This is a genomic window from Neorhizobium descurainiae (assembly GCF_051400715.1).
Lineage (GTDB): Bacteria > Pseudomonadota > Alphaproteobacteria > Rhizobiales > Rhizobiaceae > Neorhizobium.
The window spans coordinates 212,919-235,075 of sequence record NZ_JBLFFK010000004.1 but is presented as its reverse complement, the minus strand read 5'-3'; the positions used below and the strand labels follow the sequence as shown (position 1 = coordinate 235,075).

Genomic DNA, 22,157 nt, shown 5'->3' with positions numbered 1-22,157 from the left:
GGCTCAGCCCTCCATCGAACTGGCGGCGTTGTGGATCGCCGCGCGGATGCGATGGTAGGTGGCGCATCGACAGATATTGCCGGCCATCGCGCCGTCGATATCCGCGTCGGTCGGTTTCGGCACCATCTGGAGGAGGGCAACCGCCGACATCACCTGTCCGGACTGACAGTAGCCGCATTGGGGTACGTCGAGACCGGCCCAGGCGGTCTTCACCGCATCGGCCTCCTTGCCGGAAACGCCTTCGATGGTGACGACCTCGGAGCCGTCGACCATCGAAATCGGGGTGATGCAGGAGCGGCGCGGCATGCCGTCGAGATGCACCGTGCAGGCGCCGCACTGGGCGACGCCGCAGCCATATTTGGTGCCTGTGAGCTTTTCGAAATCGCGCACGACCCAGAGAAGCGGGGTATCGGGGTCGCCGTCGAACGTTCGTTCCTGTCCGTTGAGCGTGAAGGTGACCATGGCCAGACCTTTCGTGTGAGAAGCCGGACAATGCGCCGGCAATGGGATTAAAGCGGCTGCTATCGGCCAGGCCGATATCGGGGACGCGGAAAAGCGGTGCGTCGAAATCAAATGAAAAATGGGAGCTTCTTATTTTTATTATGGTTGCGGAGGCTGCTCCAATCGGATGGACCTCCGGTTATGATAATCTGGTCGATCCCCCCGCAAGGTTCAAGCGCCTCACGAGATCGTGTGCGTTGCGCTTGGCCCGGGAGAACATTGGGGCTATAGTCCCGCTGCCCGCCAATAGAACTTCCTTGAGAATGACCGACACTCTACCGAAAACCGCCGAGGACCTTTTCCGCTTCCTCGACAGCCTCAATATTCCCCATTCGACCAAGAGCCATCCGCCGGTTTTCACCGTTTCGGAATCGGAAAGCCTGCGCGAGGAAATTCCCGGCGGTCATACGAAAAACCTCTTCGTAAAGGACAAGAAGGACCGGCACTTCGTCCTGACGGTGGAGGAACGCGCGAACGTCGATCTGAAAACGGTTCACAAGGTCATCGGCGCCGCGAGCCGCGTCTCCTTCGGCAGGCCGGAAAAGCTGATGGAATATCTCGGCGTCATTCCGGGAGCGGTGACGGTATTCGGCGCTTTCAATGACACGGGCCGGAATGTTACCTTCGTGCTCGACGAAGACCTGATGAAGCATGATATCGTCAACGGCCATCCGCTTTCGAACGACGCCACGACGTCCATCGGCCGTGACGATCTCGTCCGTTTTCTGGAAGCGACGGGTCATCCGCCGCTTGTCTTGAAAGTGACGGACTGACATACGATCTTTGCGAGCAAGTCAGACAGTATGGAACGCGTTCCTGGGAGAACATTCATGAGCGGCAGCGACAATCCCTATGGGGGTTCTTACGGCGGACAAATGACCGCCTCGGCCAATTACGGCGCAGCACCGGCCGCTCCGCCCGCAGACGGCTCCCACATCAAGGACACCAGCACGGCCGGCTTCACGAAGGACGTGTTGGAGGAATCCCGCCGCCAGCCGGTCCTCGTGGATTTCTGGGCGCCCTGGTGCGGCCCCTGCAAGCAGCTCACGCCCGTTCTCGAAAAGGTCGTCAACGAGGGCCAGGGGCGGGTGAAGCTCGTGAAGATGAACATCGACGATCATCCGTCGATCCCGGGCCAGCTCGGCATCCAGTCGATCCCCGCCGTGATCGCATTCGTGGACGGCCGCCCCGTCGACGGCTTCATGGGTGCGGTTCCGGAAAGCCAGGTACGCCAATTCATCGACCGGCTGGCGGGACCGCCGGGTGCCGATCAGGCTGCCGAGATCGAATCGGTGCTGGCCGAAGCCGAGACCTTGCTTGCCGGTGGCGATATCCAGGGGGCTGCGCAGCTTTACGGCGCCGTATTGCAGGCCGATCCGGAAAATGCCAAGGCCGCGGCGGGGATGATGCAATGCCTGATCGCCATGGGCGATCCGGCCCGTGCCAGCCAGATGCTCGCCTCCCTTCCGGAGGAGCTTGCCAAGGATCCGGCGATCCAGGCGGTCGCCAGGAAGATCGAGCAGATCGAGGAAGCCCGCAAGCTCGGCGATCCGGTGGCGCTGGAACATCAGCTTGCCGCCAATCCGGACGATCACGAGGCGCGGCTGAAGCTTGCCAAAATCCTGAACGTCCAGGGCGAGCGCGAACAGGCAGCCGATCACCTGCTGACGATCATGCGCAAGGATCGCGCGTTCGACGACGATGGCGCACGCCGCCAGCTGCTGCAGTTCTTCGAGGTCTGGGGACCCAAGGATCCTGCGACGATCGCGGCGCGGCGCCGGTTGTCCTCCATCCTCTTTTCGTAGCCGGCTCTTTTCCATGCCGCTCGATCCGGGTGCGGTCTTGCGTTCTCGAACGAGTGCCCCACATTATTCGGGGCAGCAATCTTATTCGGTGGTCTGGGCCGGTGGTCTGGGAGGTGTCGGACCCATGCATGTGGGAAACGCGAGATATGTGAAGCGGGAGGACCTGCCGGAGAAGGTTCCCGTTTTTCCTCTCACCGGCGCACTGCTTCTGCCAGGCGGACAATTGCCACTCAACATCTTCGAGCCGCGTTATCTCGCCATGTTCGATGCGGCACTCGCAGGCGACCGGCTGATCGGCATCGTTCAACCGTCGCTTCTGGAAACCGGCGAACCGGCGGAAAGTCCGCGCCTCCCGCTGTCCAACGTCGGCTGCATCGGCCGCATCACCTCGTTTGCCGAGACGGGCGACGGCCGTTACATCACCTCCATCAGCGGGGTCTGCCGCTTTCGGCTGCTCAGCGAAGTGGGGCAGGGCCATCCCTATCGCACCTTCAAGATTGCACCGTTCATGGCGGATCTCTCCGCGGAAGATGACGAAAGCACGGTGGATCGCGTCGAGCTCCTGCGCGTCTTCCGCGCCTATCTGGATGCCAACAAGCTGGAGGCGGATTGGGAGAGCGTCGAGCGCGCCGGCAACCGGACGCTCGTGAACTCGCTGTCGATGATGTCGCCTTTCGGTCCGGCGGAAAAGCAGGCTCTGCTCGAGGCGCCGGACCTCAAGACACGCGCGGAGACGCTGATCGCCATCACGGAGATCCTGCTGGCGCGGGACTTCGGCGATTCCGACACCATTCTCCAGTAGGCCAGCGCATGGACGAGAGGCTCAGCAAGGTAGACCCGAAACTTCTCGAATTGCTCGTCTGCCCGTTGACCAAGGGGCGGCTTTCCTTCGACCGGGAGACCAACGAGCTGATCTCGCAAAGCGCCCAGCTTGCCTATCCGATCCGCGACGGCATCCCGATCATGCTGGTTTCCGAGGCCCGCAAGATCGAGAAGTAAGGCCGATCAGATCGCCCGCCCCGCGAGCAGTTTCGGTCCGTCCTCGCCGGTCTTGCCGGCGGCCTGATCGATGAAGAACTCCTTGAGCTTCGGGAGGCGGTCGACAATGCCGAGCCCGAAATCACGGGCGATGCGGATCGGCGTGATGTCGTTGGAGAACAGCCGGTTCAGGACGTCCGTCGTCACCCCCATGCGGAACGTGTCGAAACGCCGCCAGGACTGATATCGCTCCAGCACGTTGAGCGCGCCGATATCGAGGCCCAGACGGTCGGCCTCCACCACCGTTTCCGCCAGGGCGGCGACGTCCTTGAAGCCGAGATTGAGGCCTTGGCCGGAGATCGGATGGATGCCGTGCGCCGCGTCGCCGGCCAGCGCGAAGCGCGGTGCCACGAAGGCGCGTGCGAGCGTCAGGCCGAGCGGGAAGGCGCGCCGCCCGCCAACCACCCGCAGCTCGCCGAGCTTGTGGCCGAAGCGGCGCTGCAGTTCCTCTTCGAAGACCAGATCGTCGGAGGCGACCAGCCGGTCGGCTTCCGGCGTCCGTTCCGTCCAGACCAGCGAGGAGCGGTTGTCGGTGAGCGGCAGGATGGCGAAGGGGCCGGAGGGCAGGAAATGTTCTTCCGCCACGCCCTCATGCGGCCGCTCGTGGGCGACGGTCGCGACGATGCCCGACTGGCCGTAGTTCCAGGTGACGGTCCTGATGCCGGCCATGTCGCGAAGCCGGGAGCGCACGCCGTCGGAGGCGACCAGCAGACGCGTCTCGATGGCGGAACCATCGGAGAGCGAAACGGCGCAGCGGGTGCCGCCCGTCTCGAAGGCGGTCACGGAGACACCTTCGCGGATCGCAATGCCGAGCCGTTCGGCGGCGCCGCGCAACGCCCTGACCATGGCGACGTTCGGCACCATATGGGCAAAGGGGCGGCCTTCTTCGACCGCGCCGTCGAAGGTAAGGAAAACCGGTCTGACCGGGTCGGACGTGCGGCTGTCCGTGACGATCATCCGGTTGATCGGCTGGGCCTCGGGCGCGATCTCGTCCCACACGCCGAAGACCTCCAGCATGCGCGTCGCCGCGGCGATGATGGCGGAGGCGCGCTCGTCCTTTTCCCAGGCACCGGCGGGAGCGGCTTCGATCACTTCGATCTTCAGATGCGGCGCCGCTTGCTTGGCCGCGACCGCGGCAGCGAGACCCACATAACCGCCCCCTGCAACCAGCATGTCCAGCATCGGCTTAAGCTCCCGTGAGACTTGAGAATATCATGCCATGCATATAGACCATCGGGCAGCCGCTTCCTATCGTCGGAGTCCGTCATAATGTCGCGCCAGACCGCATCCTCGTCCGCCGCCATGGAGGAACTGATCGCGACGCTCGACCTCGAAAAGCTCGAGGAAAATCTCTATCGCGGCGTAAGCCCGGACGCCGGCTGGCAGCGGGTCTTCGGCGGCCAGGTCATCGCCCAGGCGCTGATGGCCGCCCAGCACACCGTCGATGCCGATCGTTTCGTGCATTCCCTGCATGCCTATTTCATGCGCCCCGGCGATCCTTCCGTGCCGATCCTCTATCAGGTGGAGCGCATCCGAGACGGGTCAAGCTTCACCACCAGGCGGGTCGTGGCGGTGCAGCACGGCAAGGCGATCTTTTCCATGTCCGCCTCCTTCCAGATCGAGGAGGAGGGGTATGAGCACCAGATCGACATGCCCGCCGTCACCCAGCCGGAAGACCTGATGGGCGAGAAGGAGTTCAAGGAACTCTTCCTCCAGCAGGCGCCGGAGTCGGTCCGGCGTTACTGGACCCGGGAGCGGCCGATCGAGATCCGGCCGACCTCGCTCGTGCACTACCTGACCCGGGACAAGCTCGAGCCGCGTCAGGATATCTGGGTTCGCACCGTCGGCGAGGTGCCGGCGGATCGTCATTATCAGGCGGCCGTGCTCGCCTGGCTTTCCGACATGACCCTGCTCGACGCCTCGCTCTATCCGCACGGCACGTCCATCTTCGATCCGGCGCTGCAGGCGGCAAGCCTCGACCATGCCATGTGGTTTCACCGGCCCGTCACATTCGGCGACTGGCTGCTTTACACGCAGGACAGTCCCAGCGCCTCCGGCGCACGCGGCATGACCCGCGGCAGCATTTATAGCCGTTCCGGCACGCTGATCGCCTCCGTGGCGCAGGAAGGATTGATTCGGAAAAAGGCAAATGAATAATTCTTGTGCAATTTTTAAAATTTGCACAAGGTTTAGCCGCCTTTGAGCCACTCAACTGCCCTTTTCTTAGGATCGTTTTTATAAGTGTTTATATTTCAATAAGTTATAGGCCCGTCCGAATCTGGCACGCCCCTTGAATGTAATCTGCCAGTCGCTGTCATGATCTGCCGGCGATGAGGAGAGTCGGCCTGATGCCGAGGACAACCAAAGGATGGGAAAGTCAGATGAAAATCGTGATGGCCATTATCAAGCCGTTCAAGCTGGATGAGGTGCGCGAAGCCCTCACGGCTGTCGGTATCCAGGGCCTGACCGTCACCGAAGTCAAAGGTTACGGACGCCAGAAGGGACACACCGAAATCTATCGCGGCACGGAATATGCCGTAAGTTTTCTGCCGAAACTGAAGATCGAAATCGCCGTCCCCTCCGACCTCGTCGACAAGGCCGTGGAAGCGATCGCCTCGGCTGCCAAGACCGGCCAGATCGGCGATGGCAAAATTTTCGTCTATTCGATCGAGCAGGCCGTGCGCATCCGTACCGGCGAAACCAATACAGAAGCACTTTAAGCACGGGCTGACAGGGGAGTTTTCAAGCTATGCAATTCAACAGGATTTCTACTTTGGGACGGCTGGGCGCCGCTGCTGCGGCACTTTTCGCTCCCATCGTCGCCTTTGCGCAGGACACTGCCGCGCCGGCGGCAGCGGCCGCTCCGGTTCCGGACAAGGGCGACACAGCCTTCATGTTCATCGCCACTCTTCTCGTGCTGTTCATGCTGATGCCGGGCATCGCGCTCTTCTACGGCGGCCTGGTGCGTGCCAAGAACATGCTGTCCGTGCTCATGCAGTGCACCGTCGCCGGTTCGGCCATCATGCTTGCCTGGGTCATCTATGGCTATTCCTTCGCCTTCGGCGGTGGGACCTCGCCCTTCTGGGGTGGTACTGCCAAGCTGTTCCTTTCCGGCGTGACCATGGATTCCACGGCTGCGACCTTCTCCGACGGCGTGGTCATTCCGGAATTCATCTTCGTGATGTTCCAGATGACCTTCGCGGCCCTGACGCCCGCGCTAATCGTCGGCGCCTTCGCAGAGCGCATCAAGTTCTCGGCTTCGATCCTGTTCTGCCTGCTCTGGGTCACCTTCGTCTACTTCCCGATCGCACACATGGTCTGGGACGCGAACGGCCTGATCTTCGGCTGGGGCGCGCTTGACTTCGCCGGCGGCACTGTCGTCCACATCAACGCCGGTCTCGCCGGTCTGATCGGTGCGATCATGGTCGGCAAGCGGACCGGTTACGGCAAGGACATGATGGCACCGCACTCCATGACGCTGACGCTCGTCGGTGCGGCCATGCTGTGGGTCGGCTGGTTCGGCTTCAACGCCGGCTCCAACCTCGAAGCTTCCGGCGGCGCGATGCTCGCAACCGTCAACACCTTCGTCGCCACGGCTGCGGCCGTTCTTTCCTGGTGCGTCGTCGAAACCTTCGCCCGCGGCAAGGCTTCCCTGCTCGGTGCCGTTTCCGGCATGATCGCCGGCCTGGTCGCCATCACCCCGGCTGCCGGCATTGCCGGTCCGATGGGCGCGATCGTCATGGGCCTTCTCGTTTCGCCGATTTGCTATTTCTTCATCTCGGTCATCAAGAACAAGTTCGGCTATGACGATACGGCCGACGTGTTCGGCGTTCACGGTGTGGGCGGTTTCTTCGGCGCGCTCGCGACCGGCATCTTCGCCTCGTCTTCGCTGGGCGGCATCGGCTACGCGGAAGGCGTGACGATGGGCGGCCAGTTCATGACGCAGCTCTATGCGGTCATCGTCACCATCGTCTGGTGCGGCGTCGGATCGGTGATCCTCTACAAGATCGTCGATCTCATCGTCGGCCTGCGCGTCACCGTCGAAGCCGAGCGCGAAGGCCTCGACCTCTCGACCCACGGCGAAGCCGCCTATCACTCCTGATTCACGGTTGCGGCGGCGGGCGATCGCCGCCGCCTCAAATCCCGTCGCAGCTTGCTTATCGAGCTGCATCGGCCCGGGCTTCGGTCCGGGCTTTTTTATATTTTTCAGGCCTCCGGCTGCTCATCGTGGTTAAAGGCACATTAACCTCCCTTACGCTATTCTCCGCTGGAATTGCGTGAATCGGCCGGCGGCTTGCCGATTCGCGTGAGGAGTTGCGTTTCAAAAACAGCGGGCAGGTACGATGGGCAGAAGCAGTTCGGCGGCTATGGCAAACCGGTCCACCCGCTTGGCGCTGACCGCCTTCGTGTTGAGGCAGGCGCTGGCGCTTGCCGGCTTCGGCATCGTCTTCGCGCTGGGCCTGGCGGTTGCCGCGCTCGCCACCTGGAACGTCGCCGATCCGAGCTTCTCCTACGCGACCGACAACGCGCCCACCAATATCCTCGGCTTTTCCGGGGCCGTCTTCGCGGACCTGATGATGCAGTTCCTGGGCCTTGCGAGCATCGTGGCGCTGCTGCCGGTGCTTGCGCTTGCGCTTGCGCTGATCTCCGGCCGCAAATACGACCGCATTCCGGCCCGTCTCGCGGCCTGGGGCGGCGGAACGCTGCTTGCGACCGCGACACTCGGCTGCTTTCCCGCGCCGCTTACCTGGCCCATCCCGAACGGTATAGGCGGCGTGATCGGCGACATGATCCTCCGGTTCCCGGCGCTTTTCGTCGGCGCCTATCCGACCGGAATGGTGGCGATCGTGCTCGGCTGCATCTTCACCGGTCCGTGCATCTGGCTCATGCTCTTTGCCTCCGGCCTCGTGGGCGAGGCTTTCGAGGAGGAGGCCGAGGACGACGATCAGCCGGTCGCAGCGGCGAAGGGCCGTTCGAAGCGCGACGAGGTCGAGGAGGAAGACGAGGAGGACGGCTTTGCCGGCTTCCTGGCCTTCGGCGCGCTCGCCCACTACTGGTATATCGCCCAGGCGCGGCTGCGCCGGCTCGCCGGCATCAAGCCGCGGGCGCGCATGGGCTTCGATCAGCCCTACGATTTCAACGAGGACGAGTTCGGCACGTTGAACGAGCCCGTCCGCGCCAAGGCGGCTCCGGCCGCTGCCGGCCGCCGCATGGAGCCCTCGCTCGACGGTCCTGTCGAGCGCGTCGCCGGTTCCCGGCGCATCGTGGCGCCGCCGCCGATGTCCGCCCACGACGACGACGATGATTATGACGACGATCCGCCGTTCGACATGGACGACATGCCGCCACGCCCCGCCGGCATTCTTGCCGATGATGACGATGACGCGCCCTTCGTGTCTTCCCGCACGCCGCAGCCCGTCGGCGGCCGCGCCCAGCCGCGGGTCGTGCCCGCCGCCGCGCCGCCCAGGCCCGGCGCTCGCGTCGCCCGCGATGCACAGACCTCGTTCATCTCGCCGGCCGGTTTCCAGCTCCCCTCCGTCCATCTTCTGAACGAGCCGAAGGCCGTTGCCCGCGATGCCTCGCTTTCCGCCGACGCGCTGGAGCAGAATGCCCGTTTGCTGGAAGGCGTTCTCGAGGATTTCGGCGTCAAGGGCGAGATCATCCACGTGCGCCCCGGACCGGTCGTGACGCTCTACGAACTGGAGCCCGCGCCCGGCATCAAGTCCTCGCGCGTCATCGGCCTTGCGGACGATATCGCCCGTTCGATGAGTGCGATCGCCGCCCGTGTCGCCGTCGTGCCCGGCCGCAACGCGATCGGCATCGAACTGCCGAACCGCATCCGCGAGACCGTCTATCTGAAGGAAATGATCGGCAGCAAGGATTTCGAGGCGAGCAAGGCGAAGCTCGCCATGGCGCTCGGCAAGACGATCGGCGGCGAGCCGGTCGTGGCCGACCTCGCGAAGATGCCGCATCTGCTCGTCGCCGGCACGACCGGTTCCGGCAAGTCGGTCGCCATCAACACGATGATCCTCTCGCTTCTCTATCGCTATACGCCGGAGAAGTGCCGCCTCATCATGATCGACCCGAAGATGCTCGAACTCTCCGTCTATGACGGCATTCCGCACCTTCTGTCGCCGGTCGTCACCGATCCGAAGAAAGCCGTCGTGGCGCTCAAATGGACCGTCCGTGAGATGGAAGAGCGCTACAAGAAGATGTCGAAGATCGGCGTACGCAATATCGACGGCTTCAACACCCGCGTCGAGCAGGCGATGGAAAAGGGCGAAGTCCTGACCCGCACCGTCCAGACCGGTTTCGACCGTCAGACGGGCGAGGCGGTCTACGAGACGGAGGAATTCGATCTCGAGCCGATGCCCTACATCGTCGTGATCATCGACGAGATGGCCGACCTGATGATGGTCGCCGGCAAGGATATCGAAGGTGCGGTCCAGCGCCTGGCACAGATGGCGCGCGCCGCCGGCATCCATGTCATCATGGCGACCCAGCGTCCGTCCGTCGACGTCATCACCGGCACGATCAAGGCGAACTTCCCGACCCGCATCTCCTTCCAGGTCACGTCGAAGATCGACAGCCGCACGATCCTCGGAGAGCAGGGCGCCGAACAGCTCCTCGGCATGGGCGACATGCTCTATATGGCAGGCGGCGGCCGCATCCAGCGTGTCCACGGCCCCTTCGTGTCGGACACGGAAGTCGAGGAGATCGTCTCCTACTTGAAAACGCAGGGCGCGCCCCAATATCTCGATGCGATCACGGCCGATGACGACGAGGACGGCGACGGCGGCGGCCCGGCCGGCACCGCGAACTTCTCGGATTCGGACGACCCTTACGATCAGGCGGTGGCGATCGTGCTGCGCGACGGCAAGGCCTCGACGTCCTATATCCAGCGCCGTCTCGGCATCGGCTACAACCGGGCCGCCTCGCTCATCGAGCGGATGGAGCAGGAGGGGCTGATCGGGCCGGCCAACCATGCCGGCAAGCGCGAAATCCTGGTGCCGACCGAGGGCGACATTCTCGAACGGTAGGCTTTCGGGATCGCCATCAAGCCGCCGCCTTTCGCGCCCAGAAGTTCAAGGAAGGAGACCAGAATGAAGAACGAAAAACCCATCCTTTCCGGTATGATCGGCCGCAGACAGTTTTCGCTCGGGCTGATGGGATTGGCGGCGGCAGCCTTCGCGCCGGGCACGAGCTTCGCACAGGGCGCCGGCTCGGCAGCCGCGCAGAAGATCGCCGACCATTTCTCGTCGGTCAAAACCATGATGGGCGAGTTCGTGCAGTTCGGTCCGCGCGGCGAGCAGACCGGCGGCAAGTTCTATATCGAGCGGCCCGGCAAGCTGCGCTTCAACTTCGAGGACCCATCGCCGATCCGCGTCATCGCCGACGGCAGGAATGTCGTGATCGGCAACCTGAAGCTCAAGACCTGGGATATCTACCCGCTCTCCAAGACGCCGCTGAGCCTGCTGCTGGCCAACCGCATCGATCTCGGCAACCAGATGGTGCGCGACGTCAAGCAGGAATCCGATCTCACCACGATCGTGCTCGGCAACAAGACCGTCTTCGGCGATTCGACCATCACCATGATGTTCGATTCCAAGACCTTCGACCTGCGCCAATGGACGATCACCGACGCCCAGAACAAGGACACGTCGGTGATGATCTACAATGTCCAGAACGGCGTGAATTTCGACGAGAAGGTCTTCACCATTCCCTACGACGACGTGAGAAAAATGTAATCGCAATCGCTTGCGGGAACCGGAAGGCCGCGCGTCTGCACGGCTTTTTTGCTTCTCAGGGCCGATAAAATTTCCTAAACCTCGCGGCGACACGTCGGGGGTTCGATCAATGACATTTTCCATCGCCACCTGGAACATCAACTCGGTGCGGCTGCGCATGCCGATCGTCGAGCAGTTCCTCGTCCGCCACAGGCCGGACATCCTCTGCCTCCAGGAAATCAAGTGCCGGGAGCCGGAGTTTCCGCTCCAGCCGCTCAAGGACCTCGGCTACCAGCACATCATCATCCACGGCCAGAAGGGCTATCACGGCGTCGCCATCGCATCGAAGATTCCGCTTCTCGAAGACCACCGCCAAAATTACTGCGGCGTCGGGGATGCGCGACACATCTCGGCAATCTTCGAGCGTGGCTCCCGGCGCATCCGGCTCCACAATTTCTATGTGCCGGCCGGCGGCGACGAGCCGGACCGGACGATCAATCCGAAATTCGGCCACAAGCTCGATTTCGTCGAGGAGATGAAGGCTTTGCGGGCCGACGCCATGCCCGGCATTTCCTCTATCCTCGTCGGCGACCTCAACATCGCGCCGCTGGAGCACGATGTGTGGTCGCACAAGCAGCTCCTGAAGATCGTCAGCCATACACCAGTCGAGACCGAAGGCATGAAGGAGGTCATTGCTAAGGGCGGCTGGCTGGACCTGATGCGCCAGCACACGCCGGAGCCGGAAAAGATCTACACGTGGTGGAGCTATCGCGCCAAGGACTGGGAAGCGGCCGACAAGGGCCGCCGGCTCGACCATATCTGGTCCTCGCCCGACCTCGGGCCGTTCCTCGACCGTATCGAGGTGCTGAAGGAAGCGCGCGGCTGGAACCAGCCTTCCGACCACGTGCCGGTGACAGCGGTGTTCAAGTTCTGAGATTCAAAGGAGGTGCTTCTGCTCCTCATCCGCCTGCCGGCACCTTCTCCCCGCAGGCGGGGAGAAGGACATATGCCGCTCCGTTTTCCGTTCCCATTGCTTGGGGCACGTCCCCTCTCCCCGCCTGCGGGGAGAGGGTTAGGGTGAGGGGCAAAAAGAGAGGGTAACGGCTTTACGCGAACCTGTGCCCCATCGCCGCCGCCGCTTTGGCGAGCCCGGTGATGTTGTCGCGGATGCGGCTTTCGATCACCCGGCCGACGTCGGGATATTCCTCCAGCAGGCGATGGAAGAGGGAGCGGCTGATCTTCAGCGCCTCGGCCTCCTCGACCGCCATGGCGGTGAACTTCCGTTCCACCATGGTGATGAGCGCGAGTTCGGAAAGCAGCGTGCCGCGGCCGACCGTCGCTTCCACGCTCACCTCGCCGTTGCGGCCCGCCGTCAGCAGCTCGAAACGGCCCTTGGATACGACGAAGGCCGATTCCGCCGGCGACCGTTCCCGGAACAGTTCCTGGCCCGGAGACACCTGCCGCCGTTCGGCACCGAAGGCGATCAGGCGCAGCTGGTCGCCGTTCATCTCCCGGAAGAGCGGAACCTCTGAAAGCAGCCGGATATCGTCGGTGAGGGACATGGGCTAAATCACGGTACGATCTTGTAGCCGCCGTTCTCGGTGACCAGGATTTCCGCGCTGGAAGGATCGCGCTCGATCTTCTGGCGCAGGCGGTAGACATGGGTTTCCAGCGTGTGGGTGGTGACGCCGGAGTTGTAACCCCAGACCTCTTCCAGGAGCACGTCGCGGGTGACGACCTTCTGGCCGGCGCGGTAGAGATAGCGGATGATCGCCGCTTCCTTTTCGGTCAGCCGGATCTTCTTGCCGTCCTCGGTGGTGAGCAGCTTCTGGCTCGGCTTGAAGAGATAGGGGCCGACCGTGAAGGTGGCGTCCTCGCTCTGCTCGTATTGGCGAAGCTGCGCACGGATGCGCGCCAGAAGCACGGCGAAGCGGAACGGCTTCGTCACGTAGTCGTTGGCGCCGGCCTCCAGCCCGAGGATCGTATCGGAATCGGTATCGTGACCGGTGAGCATGATGATCGGCGCCTTGAAGCCGTTCTTGCGCAGAAGCTTCACCGCTTCGCGGCCATCCATGTCCGGCAGGCCGACATCCATGATCAGGAGGTCGATCTGGGTGCTCTTGGCGGTCTGCAGCGCCTTGGCGGCATTCGCCTCCTGGAGGATCGAGAACTCGTCATAGAATGACAACTGTTCCACCAGGGTCTCGCGCAGGTCGTCGTCGTCATCCACCAGAAGTATCGTACGCGCTGCCATGCTTCCTGCCTTTCGTCTCGCCGGTCGCTTCGGAAGCCGGAAATTTCGGCCTTCCAAAGCGTGATCAGGGCCTTCGATCTAAATCCCATCGTGCTATGAATTCAAACGAAATCATATTCAAAGCAAAAACTTGTGAGAAAAATGCAGCGTTTTCGCGATGGCTCGTGTTCCAAGCCGAATGTCGTCACCGTCCGGACGGCGCCCCGGAGCCGTCAGCGCGCCATCGTTTCCTTCGGCGGCATCACCGTGCCGGCGGCTCTCGGGCGGTCCGGAACCACGCCCTTCAAGCGGGAAGGGGACGGCGCGACGCCGATCGCGGCAATGCGCCTCCTTCACGGTTTCTTCCGCGGGGAGAGGGTGCGCCTGCCGCCGACAGCCCTGCCGGTCAGTCGCATCCGCAAGGATATGCTGTGGTGCGACCAGCCGGAGCATCCGTCCTACAATCGTCTGGTCAGGGCGCCCTTCCGGCCGAGCCATGAGGACATGCTGCGGGCCGACGGGCTCTACGACATCTGCCTCGTGCTCGACTGGAACATTACCTCGCGGCGCCGCCATCGCGGCTCGGCGATCTTCTTCCATCTCATCAAGCCCGGCTATCAGCCCACCGCCGGCTGCATCGCCGTCAGCCTTCCGGATATGAGGCGGCTCCTCCGCTTCATGCGCCGCGGCACGGTCGTGCGCGTCCTCTGATATCGTGTGCACTGCCCCGCGGTTGTCGTACTGCCGTAATAACAGAACCTTAAAGTTTAGAACGGCTCAAAACTAGACGCCGTAATTCAACTTTGGAGGCAGTGAGATGACCGAACATCTTTCCCAGAAGATATTCCCGACGACCCAGCTCGAAGATGCGGATGGCGAAGGTCATAATTCCAGCATCAACCCGACGATGGGCGAGATCATCAGCAAGCGCTTCTCGCGCCGCAACTTCCTCCAGGGTTCCTTGGCCGTTTCCGCGATTGCCGCGACCGTCAGCCCCGTGGCTTTGATGACCGCCGAAAAGGCGCGTGCCGCCGGTGCGTCGGCCTTCTCCTTCCCGGAAGTCGAAGCCGGCGTGGATGCCAATCACCACGTCGCCGAAGGCTATAGCGCCGACGTCCTGCTGCGCTGGGGCGATGCGATCTTCCCGGATTCCCCGGCATTCGATCCCACCAAGCAGACTGCTGCGGCGCAGGCCCGCCAGTTCGGCTACAACAACGACTATGTCGGCTATATTCCGCTGGAAGGTTCATCCGAGCACGGCCTGCTCGTCGTCAATCACGAATACACCAATCCGCATCTGATGTTCCCGGGCCTCGTGACGATCGCCGACGGCAAGATCAAGCAGGGGCCGCTCAACAAGGAACAGGTCGATATCGAGATGGCTGCGCATGGCGGCACGATCGTCGAGATCCGCAAGGTGGACGGCAAATGGCAAGTCGTGCCGGAGGGCCGTTATAATCGCCGCGTCACTGCCGCAACGGAAATGCAGCTCACCGGTCCCGTCGCCGGCAATGACCGCGTGAAGACCTCTGCCGATCCGACCGGAACCCGCGTCATCGGCACGCTCAACAACTGTGCCGGCGGCGTCACGCCCTGGGGCACCTACATCATGGCCGAGGAGAATTTCCACGGTTACTTCTCCGGCGAGCTGCCGGCCGACCATAAGGAAGCCGCCAATTACAAGCGCTACGGCGTTCCGGAAGGCGGCTATGAATGGGCGAATTTCTACGATCGCTACGACCTCGCCAAGGAGCCGAACGAGCCGAACCGCTTCGGCTGGATCGTCGAGGTCGACGTCATGGACCCGGCCTCCACGCCGAAGAAACGGACGGCTCTCGGCCGCACCAAGCATGAAGGCGCCGAATCGATCGTGGCCGAAAACGGCAAGGTGGTCTTCTATCTCGGCGACGACGAGCGTTTCGACTATGTCTACAAGTTCGTGACCGACGGCACCTACAATCCCAATGATCGCGCCGCGAACCTGAGCCTTCTCGACACCGGCACGCTCTATGTCGCCAAGTTCGACGAGGGCGGCACGATGCAATGGCTGCCTCTGGTTCACGGTCAGGGTCCGCTGACCGCCGAAAACGGCTTTGCGAGCCAGGCCGACGTCCTCATCGAGACGCGCCGCGCCGGCGACCTTCTCGGCGCCACCAAGATGGACCGCCCGGAAGACGTGCAGCCGAACGGCGTCAACGGCAAGGTCTATGTCATGCTCACCAACAACACCCGCCGCAAGGCGGAACAGGTCGATGCGGCCAATCCGCGCGCCGAGAACGCGTTCGGCCACATCATCGAGATCACCGAGGACGGCGGAGATTTCACCGCCACGTCGGGCAAGTGGGAAGTGCTTCTGAAATGCGGCGATCCTTCGGTTGCGGCGGTCGGCGCGACCTTCTCCACCGAGACGACGAAGAACGGCTGGTTCGGCATGCCGGACAACTGTGCGGTCGATTCGGCCGGCCGCCTCTGGGTCTCGACCGACGGCAACAACAACAAGGCGACCGGCCGCACGGACGGTCTCTGGGCCGTCGATACGGAAGGTGAGGCGCGGGCGACGTCCAAGCTCTTCTTCCGCGTGCCGGTCGGTGCGGAAATGTGCGGCCCGCTCTTCACGCCGGACGACGAGACGGCCTTCGTCGCCGTCCAGCATCCGGGCGACGGCGGCGACGATTGGGAAGGCCACGGCCGTCCGTCCTATTACGAGGATCTCTCGACGCGCTGGCCGGACTTCAAGGACGACATGCCCGTGCGTCCGGCGGTGCTCGCCATCACCAAGATCGGCGGCGGCAAGATCGCCGTCTGACGCGCCGCTTGCGACGACAACAGGGCCTCGCTGCAATCGGCGGGGTCTTAGACTGCCGACAAAGGCAAGAACTTCTCTTCCGTCATGCTCAGGCCTGTCCCGAGCATCTGCAAACCATTGATGTTTGCAGATCCTTGGCACAAGGCCGAGGATGACGGGAGGTTTGTGAGCGAGCCGGGCTAGCTGTCGGCCGCGGGCTTTTCATATGGCCGGCTCACCCGCGTATTGCCGTCACTTAAGCGAACGCGGCGTGACGAAGCGTTCGAGGCGACCTGATCCCTCGCTGATCTCCCGCCAGTCGGCGGCGTCGAAATCGATCACGGCAAGCCCGGCGGTCGGAAACTTCTCCGCCATCTTCCGGCGGGCATCGGCATTCCCCGTGCCCGTCAGCAGAAGCGCAAGTTCCTGAAGGCCAGGATTGTGTCCGACGATCAGGACGTTGCGGTAAACGGGCTCGACCTGCGCGAGGATGTCGAGAATTTTCATCGCGGATACTTCGTAGACCCCGGCATGGTCGCGCACTTCCCCATCCCCCGGTAACTCGTCCCGAACCAGCATCCAGGTCTCCCGGGTGCGCCGGGCAGGGGAGACGAGAGCAAGGTCGGGAAGAAGCCCTTCGCGGGCCATATAGTCGCCGATCAGCGGAGCCGCTTTCCTGCCGCGCGTCGCGAGCGGCCGCTCTTTATCCGCCACGCCCTCGGGCCAGGCGGATTTCGCATGCCGCAGCAGTATCAGCCTGCGGCCGGGGTCGTCCGATCTCTTTTGCGGTCGCTTGGACATGGCAGCCATTATGATGCCAAAGCGTCCGTTTGTCTGCTGTCGAGTCTATTGCCTGCCTTCAACAAAAAACCGCCCCCGGGGAGGGGCGGCATTGTTTTCCGTGATCGGGGAAGTCTGGATCACTTCCACTCGCGGATATCGACGAAATGGCCGGCGATCGCGGCTGCGGCGGCCATGGCCGGCGAGACGAGATGGGTGCGGCCCTTGTAGCCCTGACGGCCCTCGAAATTGCGGTTCGAGGTGGAGGCGCAACGCTCGCCCGGCTTCAGCCGGTCGTCGTTCATGGCAAGGCACATGGAGCAGCCCGGCTCGCGCCATTCGAAGCCCGCTTCCTTGAAGATTTTGTCGAGGCCCTCGGCTTCGGCCTGTTCCTTCACGATGCCCGAGCCCGGGACGATCATGGCGGAAACGGTCGAAGCCACCTTCCTGCCCTCGACGACCTCGGCGGCTGCGCGCAAATCCTCGATGCGGCCGTTGGTGCAGGAGCCGATGAAGACGCGGTCGACCGCGATATCCGTCATCCTGGTGCCGGGCTTGAGGCCCATATATTCCAGCGCGCGCCACTTGGAGGCCCGCTTCGTCTCGTCCTGGATGTCGTCCGGGTTCGGCACGGTGCCCTGAACGGAAACCACGTCCTCGGGCGAGGAACCCCAGGAGACGATCGGCGGCAGGTTGGCGGCGTCGAGCACGACGACCTTGTCGAAATGCGCGCCTTCTTCCGTGTGCAGTGTCTTCCAGTAGTCGAGCGCCATGTCCCAGGCCTTGCCCTTCGGTGCGCGCGGCTTGTCCTTGATGTATTCGAAGGTCGTCTCGTCAGGCGCGATCAGGCCGGCGCGGGCGCCGCCTTCGATCGTCATGTTGCAGACCGTCATGCGGCCTTCCATGGAGAGCGAACGGATCGCTTCGCCGGCGAATTCGATGACGTGGCCGGTGCCGCCGGCGGTGCCGATCTCGCCGATGATGGCGAGGATGATGTCCTTGGCGGTGACGCCTTCGGGAAGCTTCCCGTCGACGCGCACCAGCATGTTCTTCGCCTTCTTCTGCACCAGCGTCTGGGTGGCGAGCACATGCTCCACTTCGGACGTGCCGATGCCGTGCGCCAGTGCGCCGAAAGCGCCGTGGGTGGAGGTGTGGCTGTCGCCGCAGACGATCGTCATGCCGGGCAGGGTGAAACCCTGTTCGGGGCCGACGATATGGACGATGCCCTGGCGGACGTCCTTTTCGGAATAATATTCGACGCCGAAATCCTTGGCGTTCTGGGCAAGCGCCTCGACCTGAATGCGGCTTTCCTCGTTCTTGATGCCTTCATGGCGGTCGGCGGTCGTGGGAACGTTGTGGTCGACGACGGCCAGCGTCTTTTCCGGCGCCCGGACCTTGCGGCCGGCCATGCGCAGGCCTTCGAAAGCCTGCGGCGACGTCACCTCGTGCACGAGGTGACGGTCGATATAGAGGAGACAGGTGCCGTTTTCGTCTTCGGAGACGACGTGGTCGTCCCAGATCTTGTCGTAAAGGGTCCGAGGGGCAATGTGCTGTGCGCTCATGGCTGCTATCCGTAAAGCTGAATGGAACGAGGGATTTCTGTGGGGCAGCCGCAGGCTGCCTCGTGCTGAGAAGATCAGCTAAGTCGGTCGCAAAGCGCCCCGGATACGCGCGCGAAGAAGCGTGCCGGCAGGCGCTTGTGGTCCTGCAGCACGATGAACTGGTTCGCGAGGCATCCGAATTTCGATCCCATGGCGGCTCCAATAACAGTTTTCCGCAAAATCGGCAATCGGTTTGCGTCGGCGGAAACCTGTCGCATCGCTGTCATAAAGTTTTCGCGGAAACGTGCTTGATCTCCTTTTGAGAACGGAGGGATGTTCAAGATGTCCGAACCCATGGAAGACCAGCTCAGCCGCATCAAGGACGAGATCGCCGACAGCTTCGATGAAGAGCTTGAGATGCAGATGGAGGAAGACCGGCTCGATGAGCTGGTCGCCGAGGGCATGTCGGAGCCCGCCGAACCGACGCTCGATCGCAGGATTTACTTCCGCGAGCTCTTCCGTCTCCAGCACGAGCTCGTCCGCCTGCAGGACTGGGTGCAATACAAGAAACTGAAGATGGTCGTGCTCTTCGAGGGCCGCGACTCCGCCGGCAAGGGCGGCGCCATCAAGCGCGTCACCCAGCGCCTCAATCCGCGTGTCTGCCGCGTCGTGGCGCTTCCGGCGCCCACCGAGCGCGAGCGGAACCAGTGGTATTTCCAGCGCTATGTGCCCCACCTGCCGACCGCCGGCGAAATGGTGCTTTTCGACCGCTCCTGGTACAACCGTGCCGGCGTCGAGCGCGTCATGGGCTTCTGCACGAAGGACGAGCTGGAGGAATTCTTCCGCTCCGTGCCGGAATTCGAGCGCATGCTCGTGCGCTCCGGCATCATCCTCGTCAAATACTGGTTCTCGATCACCGACGAGGAGCAGGAATTCCGCTTCAAGATGCGCATCCACGATCCGCTGAAGCAGTGGAAGCTCTCGCCGATGGATCTGGAAAGCCGGGTCCACTGGGAGGAATATACCAAGGCCAAGGAAGAGATGCTGGAACGCACCCACATTCCGGAAGCGCCCTGGTGGGTCGTGCAGGCGGTCGACAAGAAGAAGGCGCGGTTGAACTGCATCGCCCATCTTCTTTCCCAGGTGCCTTACGAGAACGTGCCGAAGGAACCGATCGAGCTGCCGGGCCGTGTCCGTCATGACGATTATATCCGCCACCCGGTGCCGCCGGACATGTACGTGCCGGACGTCTATTGAACCTGACGGGACGGCGGCGCTTCGCCGCCGTCTCCGGTCATCGCTCAATCCGCCTGCGCATCCGGTGTTCGATGCCGCGCAGCGCCAGCGACAGGCCGATCGTCAGCAGCAGGTAGATATAGGTGACGATCGAGTAGGTCTCGAAGAAACGGAAGGATCCTGCGGCATAGACCTTGGCCATCTGGGTGATGTCGGCGATCCCGAGCACCGAGACGAGCGAACTATCCTTCACCATCGCGACGAAGTCGTTGGACAGCGGCGGGAAGATCACCCGCATCGCCTGCGGGAAGACGATCAGCCGGAAGCGCTGGAAGCGGGTGAAGCCGAGCGCCTTGGCCGCCTCGTTCTGTCCCTCGTCGACCGACTGGAAGCCCGCGCGAAAAATCTCGGCGATGAAGGCGGCATAGCCGATCATCAGCGCGATCACCGCCCTTGAGAGCAGCGAGAGGTCGCGCACGAGAAGCGTCGCCGCCCAGCCGCGCTCTATCAGCGGCGTCAGCGCCCAGTTCCAGAGCGCCACGAAGCCCGGCGCGCCGACGAAGGCGATATAGAAGAGCAGGACGAGAATCGGGATGCCGCGGATCAGTTCCACATAGAAGCGGGCGATCTGCCGGAGCAAGAGGCTGTCCGACAATCCGGCGAGCGCGATCCCCAACCCCAGCGCCGTCGCCAGCGAAAAAGCTGCGAGCGTCACGCCGATGGTGATGCCGATGCCTTTGACGACCACGCCGAAGACCTGCGCGTAAAGATCGTTGAACGCGATGACGGCCGCCAGCCCGAGGCAGAGCACACCGAAGGCGGCCAGCCACCAGGGAAAATCCCCTGGCGCTTCGGTTTTCCGGCGCGGAGGCGCCATAACCTACTGGCCCATCTTGTAGTCGAGGAACCACTTCTTGTTCAGCGCATCGAGCGTGCCGTCGGCCTTCAGCGCCGCGATCGCCGCATTGACCGGCTGGACGAGATCCGAACCCTTCCTGAAGATGAAGCCGAAGTCCTCCGCGCCGAGCGGCTCGCCGATGATCTTCAGCGAACCGCCGGAGGCCTTCACATAGCCTTCGCCGGCGGTGCTGTCCGTCAGCACCAGATCGACGTCGCCCGCCTTCAGCGCCTGCACCGTCGCTCCGAAGGTCTCGAAAAGCTTGATGCGCGGGTTCTGCTCGTTGCCGTCGAGGATCCCGTAGACCGCCGTGTAGAACGGGCTCGTTCCGGGCTGCGCGCCGATCAGGCCATTTTCAAGCGCAGCAAAGCTCTCTTCATCGGTGAAGCGTTTCTCGCCGCCGCGCACCAGCATGAGCTGCTGCGAGCGCATATAGGGATCGGAGAAGTCCACCTTTTCCTTGCGGTCGTCCTTGATCGTGATTCCGGTCATGCCGATGTCGTATTGCCCGTCGGAGACCGCCTGGATCATCGCGTCCCAGCTCGTGTTCTGGTACCCGACCTTGAAGTTCAGCCGCTTGGCGATCTCGTTCATCGCGTCGTATTCCCAGCCGATCGCCCGGCCGGATTTCGGATCGACGAATTGCAGCGGCGGATAGGCGTTTTCCGTCACCACCACGACGGTGCGTCCCTTGAGGTCCGGCAGTTCGTCGGCGGTGCCGACCGTCGGGGCAAGAACGAGCGCGGCGAGGCCTGCGAGAAAGGCGCGTCGGGTGGGCATCGAGAACTCCTCAAGGATCGATCGGCCCGAAAATCTCACATTTCAAAACCGGATGGCAAGGAGCGCCATTCCGCAATGGTTCCGCGAAAATAAAAAAAGGCGGCCCGGGAGCCGCCTTTTTCGAAAATGATCGTCCGAAGCTTATTCGGCAGATGCTTCCGCAGCCTTCGCCGCTTCGGCAGCTTCTGCCGCTGCCTTTGCTTCTGCGGCTTCCGCTGCTGCCTTTTCGGCGGCGAGAGCCTGGGCGGCGGCGATCTTCTCGGCTTCGATACGTGCCTTCTCGTCGGCAACGGCCTGGCGCTCGGCTTCGTTCAGCTTGCGGGCGCGGGTGCCGGTGTTCTCGACGATACGAGCCGACTTGCCGCGACGGTCGCGCAGGTAGTAAAGCTTGGCGCGGCGGACCTTACCGCGGCGGACGACGTCGACGCTCTCGACGAGCGGCGAGTAGACCGGGAAAACACGCTCGACGCCTTCGCCATAGGAGATCTTGCGAACGGTGAAGTTCTCGTTGAGGCCGCCGCCGGAACGGGCGATGCAGACGCCTTCATAGGCCTGCACGCGGGTACGGCTGCCTTCCGTCACGCGGACGTTGACGCGAACGGTGTCGCCCGGGGAGAATTCGGGAAGCGTGCGCTTGGCTTCGATCTTGGCGACCTGTTCGGCCTCAAGCTGCTGAATGATGTTCATCGTTTCAAACCTTTGGTTCTTCTGAAACAGCCAGAGCGCTCGATATACCTTTGGTCAAAGCCTCGGGGTTCGCCTTACCGGCAGAGCGGATTCGCCATTCTTTGTTGCTGGTCGACGGGAGATTTCCCATTTCCGCGTGCGCCAAT

The 22,157-nt window shown here is 63.0% G+C and carries 21 protein-coding genes and 1 pseudogene; 13 read left to right on the top strand and 9 right to left on the bottom strand.

The features are described 5' to 3' along the window. Positions 1-3: 3 nt before the first annotated feature. Positions 4-462: a (2Fe-2S)-binding protein gene (locus ACMGE0_RS10165; protein WP_436815728.1), complete on the bottom strand. Its 459-nt coding sequence runs from the start codon at positions 460-462 to the stop codon at positions 4-6. A gap of 302 nt (positions 463-764) precedes the next feature. Here ACMGE0_RS10165 and ACMGE0_RS10160 point away from each other — a divergent pair, with 302 nt between their 5' ends. The 4 genes from ACMGE0_RS10160 to ACMGE0_RS10145 all read left to right on the top strand — a co-directional run bounded on the left by ACMGE0_RS10160 (position 765) and on the right by ACMGE0_RS10145 (position 3,305). Continuing rightward, positions 765-1,274: a prolyl-tRNA synthetase associated domain-containing protein gene (locus ACMGE0_RS10160; protein WP_436815727.1), complete on the top strand. Its 510-nt coding sequence runs from the start codon at positions 765-767 to the stop codon at positions 1,272-1,274. Between the two features lie 57 nt (positions 1,275-1,331). Further along, on the top strand, positions 1,332-2,306 hold the full coding sequence (gene trxA, locus ACMGE0_RS10155) for a thioredoxin (protein WP_436815726.1): 975 nt from the start codon (positions 1,332-1,334) through the stop codon (positions 2,304-2,306). A gap of 124 nt (positions 2,307-2,430) precedes the next feature. Then, a complete protein-coding gene (locus ACMGE0_RS10150) occupies positions 2,431-3,108 on the top strand; it encodes an LON peptidase substrate-binding domain-containing protein (protein WP_436815725.1) in 678 nt (225 codons plus the stop codon). 8 nt (positions 3,109-3,116) lie between these two features. After that, a complete protein-coding gene (locus tag ACMGE0_RS10145) occupies positions 3,117-3,305 on the top strand; it encodes a Trm112 family protein (RefSeq protein ID WP_436815724.1) in 189 nt (62 codons plus the stop codon). 6 nt (positions 3,306-3,311) lie between these two features. Here ACMGE0_RS10145 and ACMGE0_RS10140 read toward each other — a convergent pair. Next, positions 3,312-4,529 (bottom strand): annotated as a pseudogene (locus ACMGE0_RS10140) (ubiquinone biosynthesis hydroxylase); the annotation flags it as partial. 84 nt (positions 4,530-4,613) lie between these two features. Between ACMGE0_RS10140 and tesB the strand changes: the two are divergent. From tesB to ACMGE0_RS10110, 6 genes are all read left to right on the top strand, one after another. Beyond that, a complete protein-coding gene (gene tesB / locus ACMGE0_RS10135; protein ID WP_436815723.1) occupies positions 4,614-5,501 on the top strand; it encodes an acyl-CoA thioesterase II in 888 nt (295 codons plus the stop codon). A gap of 224 nt (positions 5,502-5,725) precedes the next feature. Then, a complete protein-coding gene (locus ACMGE0_RS10130) occupies positions 5,726-6,064 on the top strand; it encodes a P-II family nitrogen regulator (protein ID WP_143531451.1) in 339 nt (112 codons plus the stop codon). A 29-nt stretch (positions 6,065-6,093) separates the two neighbouring features. Continuing rightward, positions 6,094-7,446 carry an ammonium transporter gene (locus ACMGE0_RS10125; RefSeq protein ID WP_436815722.1) on the top strand — a complete coding sequence of 451 codons (1,353 nt, stop codon included), beginning with the start codon at positions 6,094-6,096 and terminating at the stop codon, positions 7,444-7,446. A gap of 241 nt (positions 7,447-7,687) precedes the next feature. After that, the gene (locus ACMGE0_RS10120; RefSeq protein ID WP_436815721.1) at positions 7,688-10,384 is read left to right on the top strand and encodes an FtsK/SpoIIIE family DNA translocase; all 2,697 of its coding nucleotides are present in this window, start codon (positions 7,688-7,690) and stop codon (positions 10,382-10,384) included. Positions 10,385-10,447: 63 nt separating this feature from the next. After that, on the top strand, positions 10,448-11,092 hold the full coding sequence (locus ACMGE0_RS10115) for an outer membrane lipoprotein carrier protein LolA (RefSeq protein WP_436815720.1): 645 nt from the start codon (positions 10,448-10,450) through the stop codon (positions 11,090-11,092). A gap of 109 nt (positions 11,093-11,201) precedes the next feature. Further along, positions 11,202-12,005 (top strand): exodeoxyribonuclease III, encoded by an 804-nt coding sequence (locus ACMGE0_RS10110; protein ID WP_436815719.1) that lies wholly within the window; start codon positions 11,202-11,204, stop codon positions 12,003-12,005. 172 nt (positions 12,006-12,177) lie between these two features. Here the strand turns inward: ACMGE0_RS10110 and ACMGE0_RS10105 are convergent, their stop codons facing one another. Beyond that, positions 12,178-12,633 (bottom strand): cyclic nucleotide-binding domain-containing protein, encoded by a 456-nt coding sequence (locus tag ACMGE0_RS10105; RefSeq protein ID WP_436815718.1) that lies wholly within the window; start codon positions 12,631-12,633, stop codon positions 12,178-12,180. A gap of 8 nt (positions 12,634-12,641) precedes the next feature. Next, a complete protein-coding gene (locus ACMGE0_RS10100; protein ID WP_085419732.1) occupies positions 12,642-13,325 on the bottom strand; it encodes a response regulator transcription factor in 684 nt (227 codons plus the stop codon). A gap of 141 nt (positions 13,326-13,466) precedes the next feature. On the opposite strand from ACMGE0_RS10100, the gene ACMGE0_RS10095 reads away from it, so the two are divergent. Together ACMGE0_RS10095 and ACMGE0_RS10090 are read left to right on the top strand one after the other, a co-directional pair. Beyond that, positions 13,467-14,015 (top strand): L,D-transpeptidase family protein, encoded by a 549-nt coding sequence (locus ACMGE0_RS10095; protein WP_436815717.1) that lies wholly within the window; start codon positions 13,467-13,469, stop codon positions 14,013-14,015. A 106-nt stretch (positions 14,016-14,121) separates the two neighbouring features. Beyond that, entirely contained in the window at positions 14,122-16,110 is a 1,989-nt protein-coding gene (locus ACMGE0_RS10090) for a PhoX family protein (protein ID WP_436815716.1), read from the top strand. Positions 16,111-16,341: 231 nt separating this feature from the next. Here the strand turns inward: ACMGE0_RS10090 and ACMGE0_RS10085 are convergent, their stop codons facing one another. Both ACMGE0_RS10085 and leuC read right to left on the bottom strand, forming a co-directional pair. Next, the gene (locus tag ACMGE0_RS10085) at positions 16,342-16,890 is read right to left on the bottom strand and encodes a SixA phosphatase family protein (protein WP_436815715.1); all 549 of its coding nucleotides are present in this window, start codon (positions 16,888-16,890) and stop codon (positions 16,342-16,344) included. A 119-nt stretch (positions 16,891-17,009) separates the two neighbouring features. After that, positions 17,010-18,431: a 3-isopropylmalate dehydratase large subunit gene (gene leuC, locus ACMGE0_RS10080; RefSeq protein WP_436815714.1), complete on the bottom strand. Its 1,422-nt coding sequence runs from the start codon at positions 18,429-18,431 to the stop codon at positions 17,010-17,012. Between the two features lie 321 nt (positions 18,432-18,752). Between leuC and ppk2 the strand changes: the two genes are divergently transcribed. Next, positions 18,753-19,667 (top strand): polyphosphate kinase 2, encoded by a 915-nt coding sequence (gene ppk2, locus ACMGE0_RS10075; RefSeq protein ID WP_436815713.1) that lies wholly within the window; start codon positions 18,753-18,755, stop codon positions 19,665-19,667. A 37-nt stretch (positions 19,668-19,704) separates the two neighbouring features. Here ppk2 and ACMGE0_RS10070 read toward each other — a convergent pair whose 3' ends face one another. From ACMGE0_RS10070 to rplS, 3 genes are all read right to left on the bottom strand, one after another. Next, positions 19,705-20,523 (bottom strand): amino acid ABC transporter permease, encoded by an 819-nt coding sequence (locus ACMGE0_RS10070; protein ID WP_436815712.1) that lies wholly within the window; start codon positions 20,521-20,523, stop codon positions 19,705-19,707. 3 nt (positions 20,524-20,526) lie between these two features. Next, complete coding sequence (locus tag ACMGE0_RS10065; protein ID WP_436815711.1) at positions 20,527-21,324, bottom strand: basic amino acid ABC transporter substrate-binding protein; 798 nt, start codon at positions 21,322-21,324, stop codon at positions 20,527-20,529. 141 nt (positions 21,325-21,465) lie between these two features. Then, positions 21,466-22,011: a 50S ribosomal protein L19 gene (gene rplS / locus ACMGE0_RS10060; protein ID WP_436815710.1), complete on the bottom strand. Its 546-nt coding sequence runs from the start codon at positions 22,009-22,011 to the stop codon at positions 21,466-21,468. Positions 22,012-22,157 lie beyond the last annotated feature (146 nt).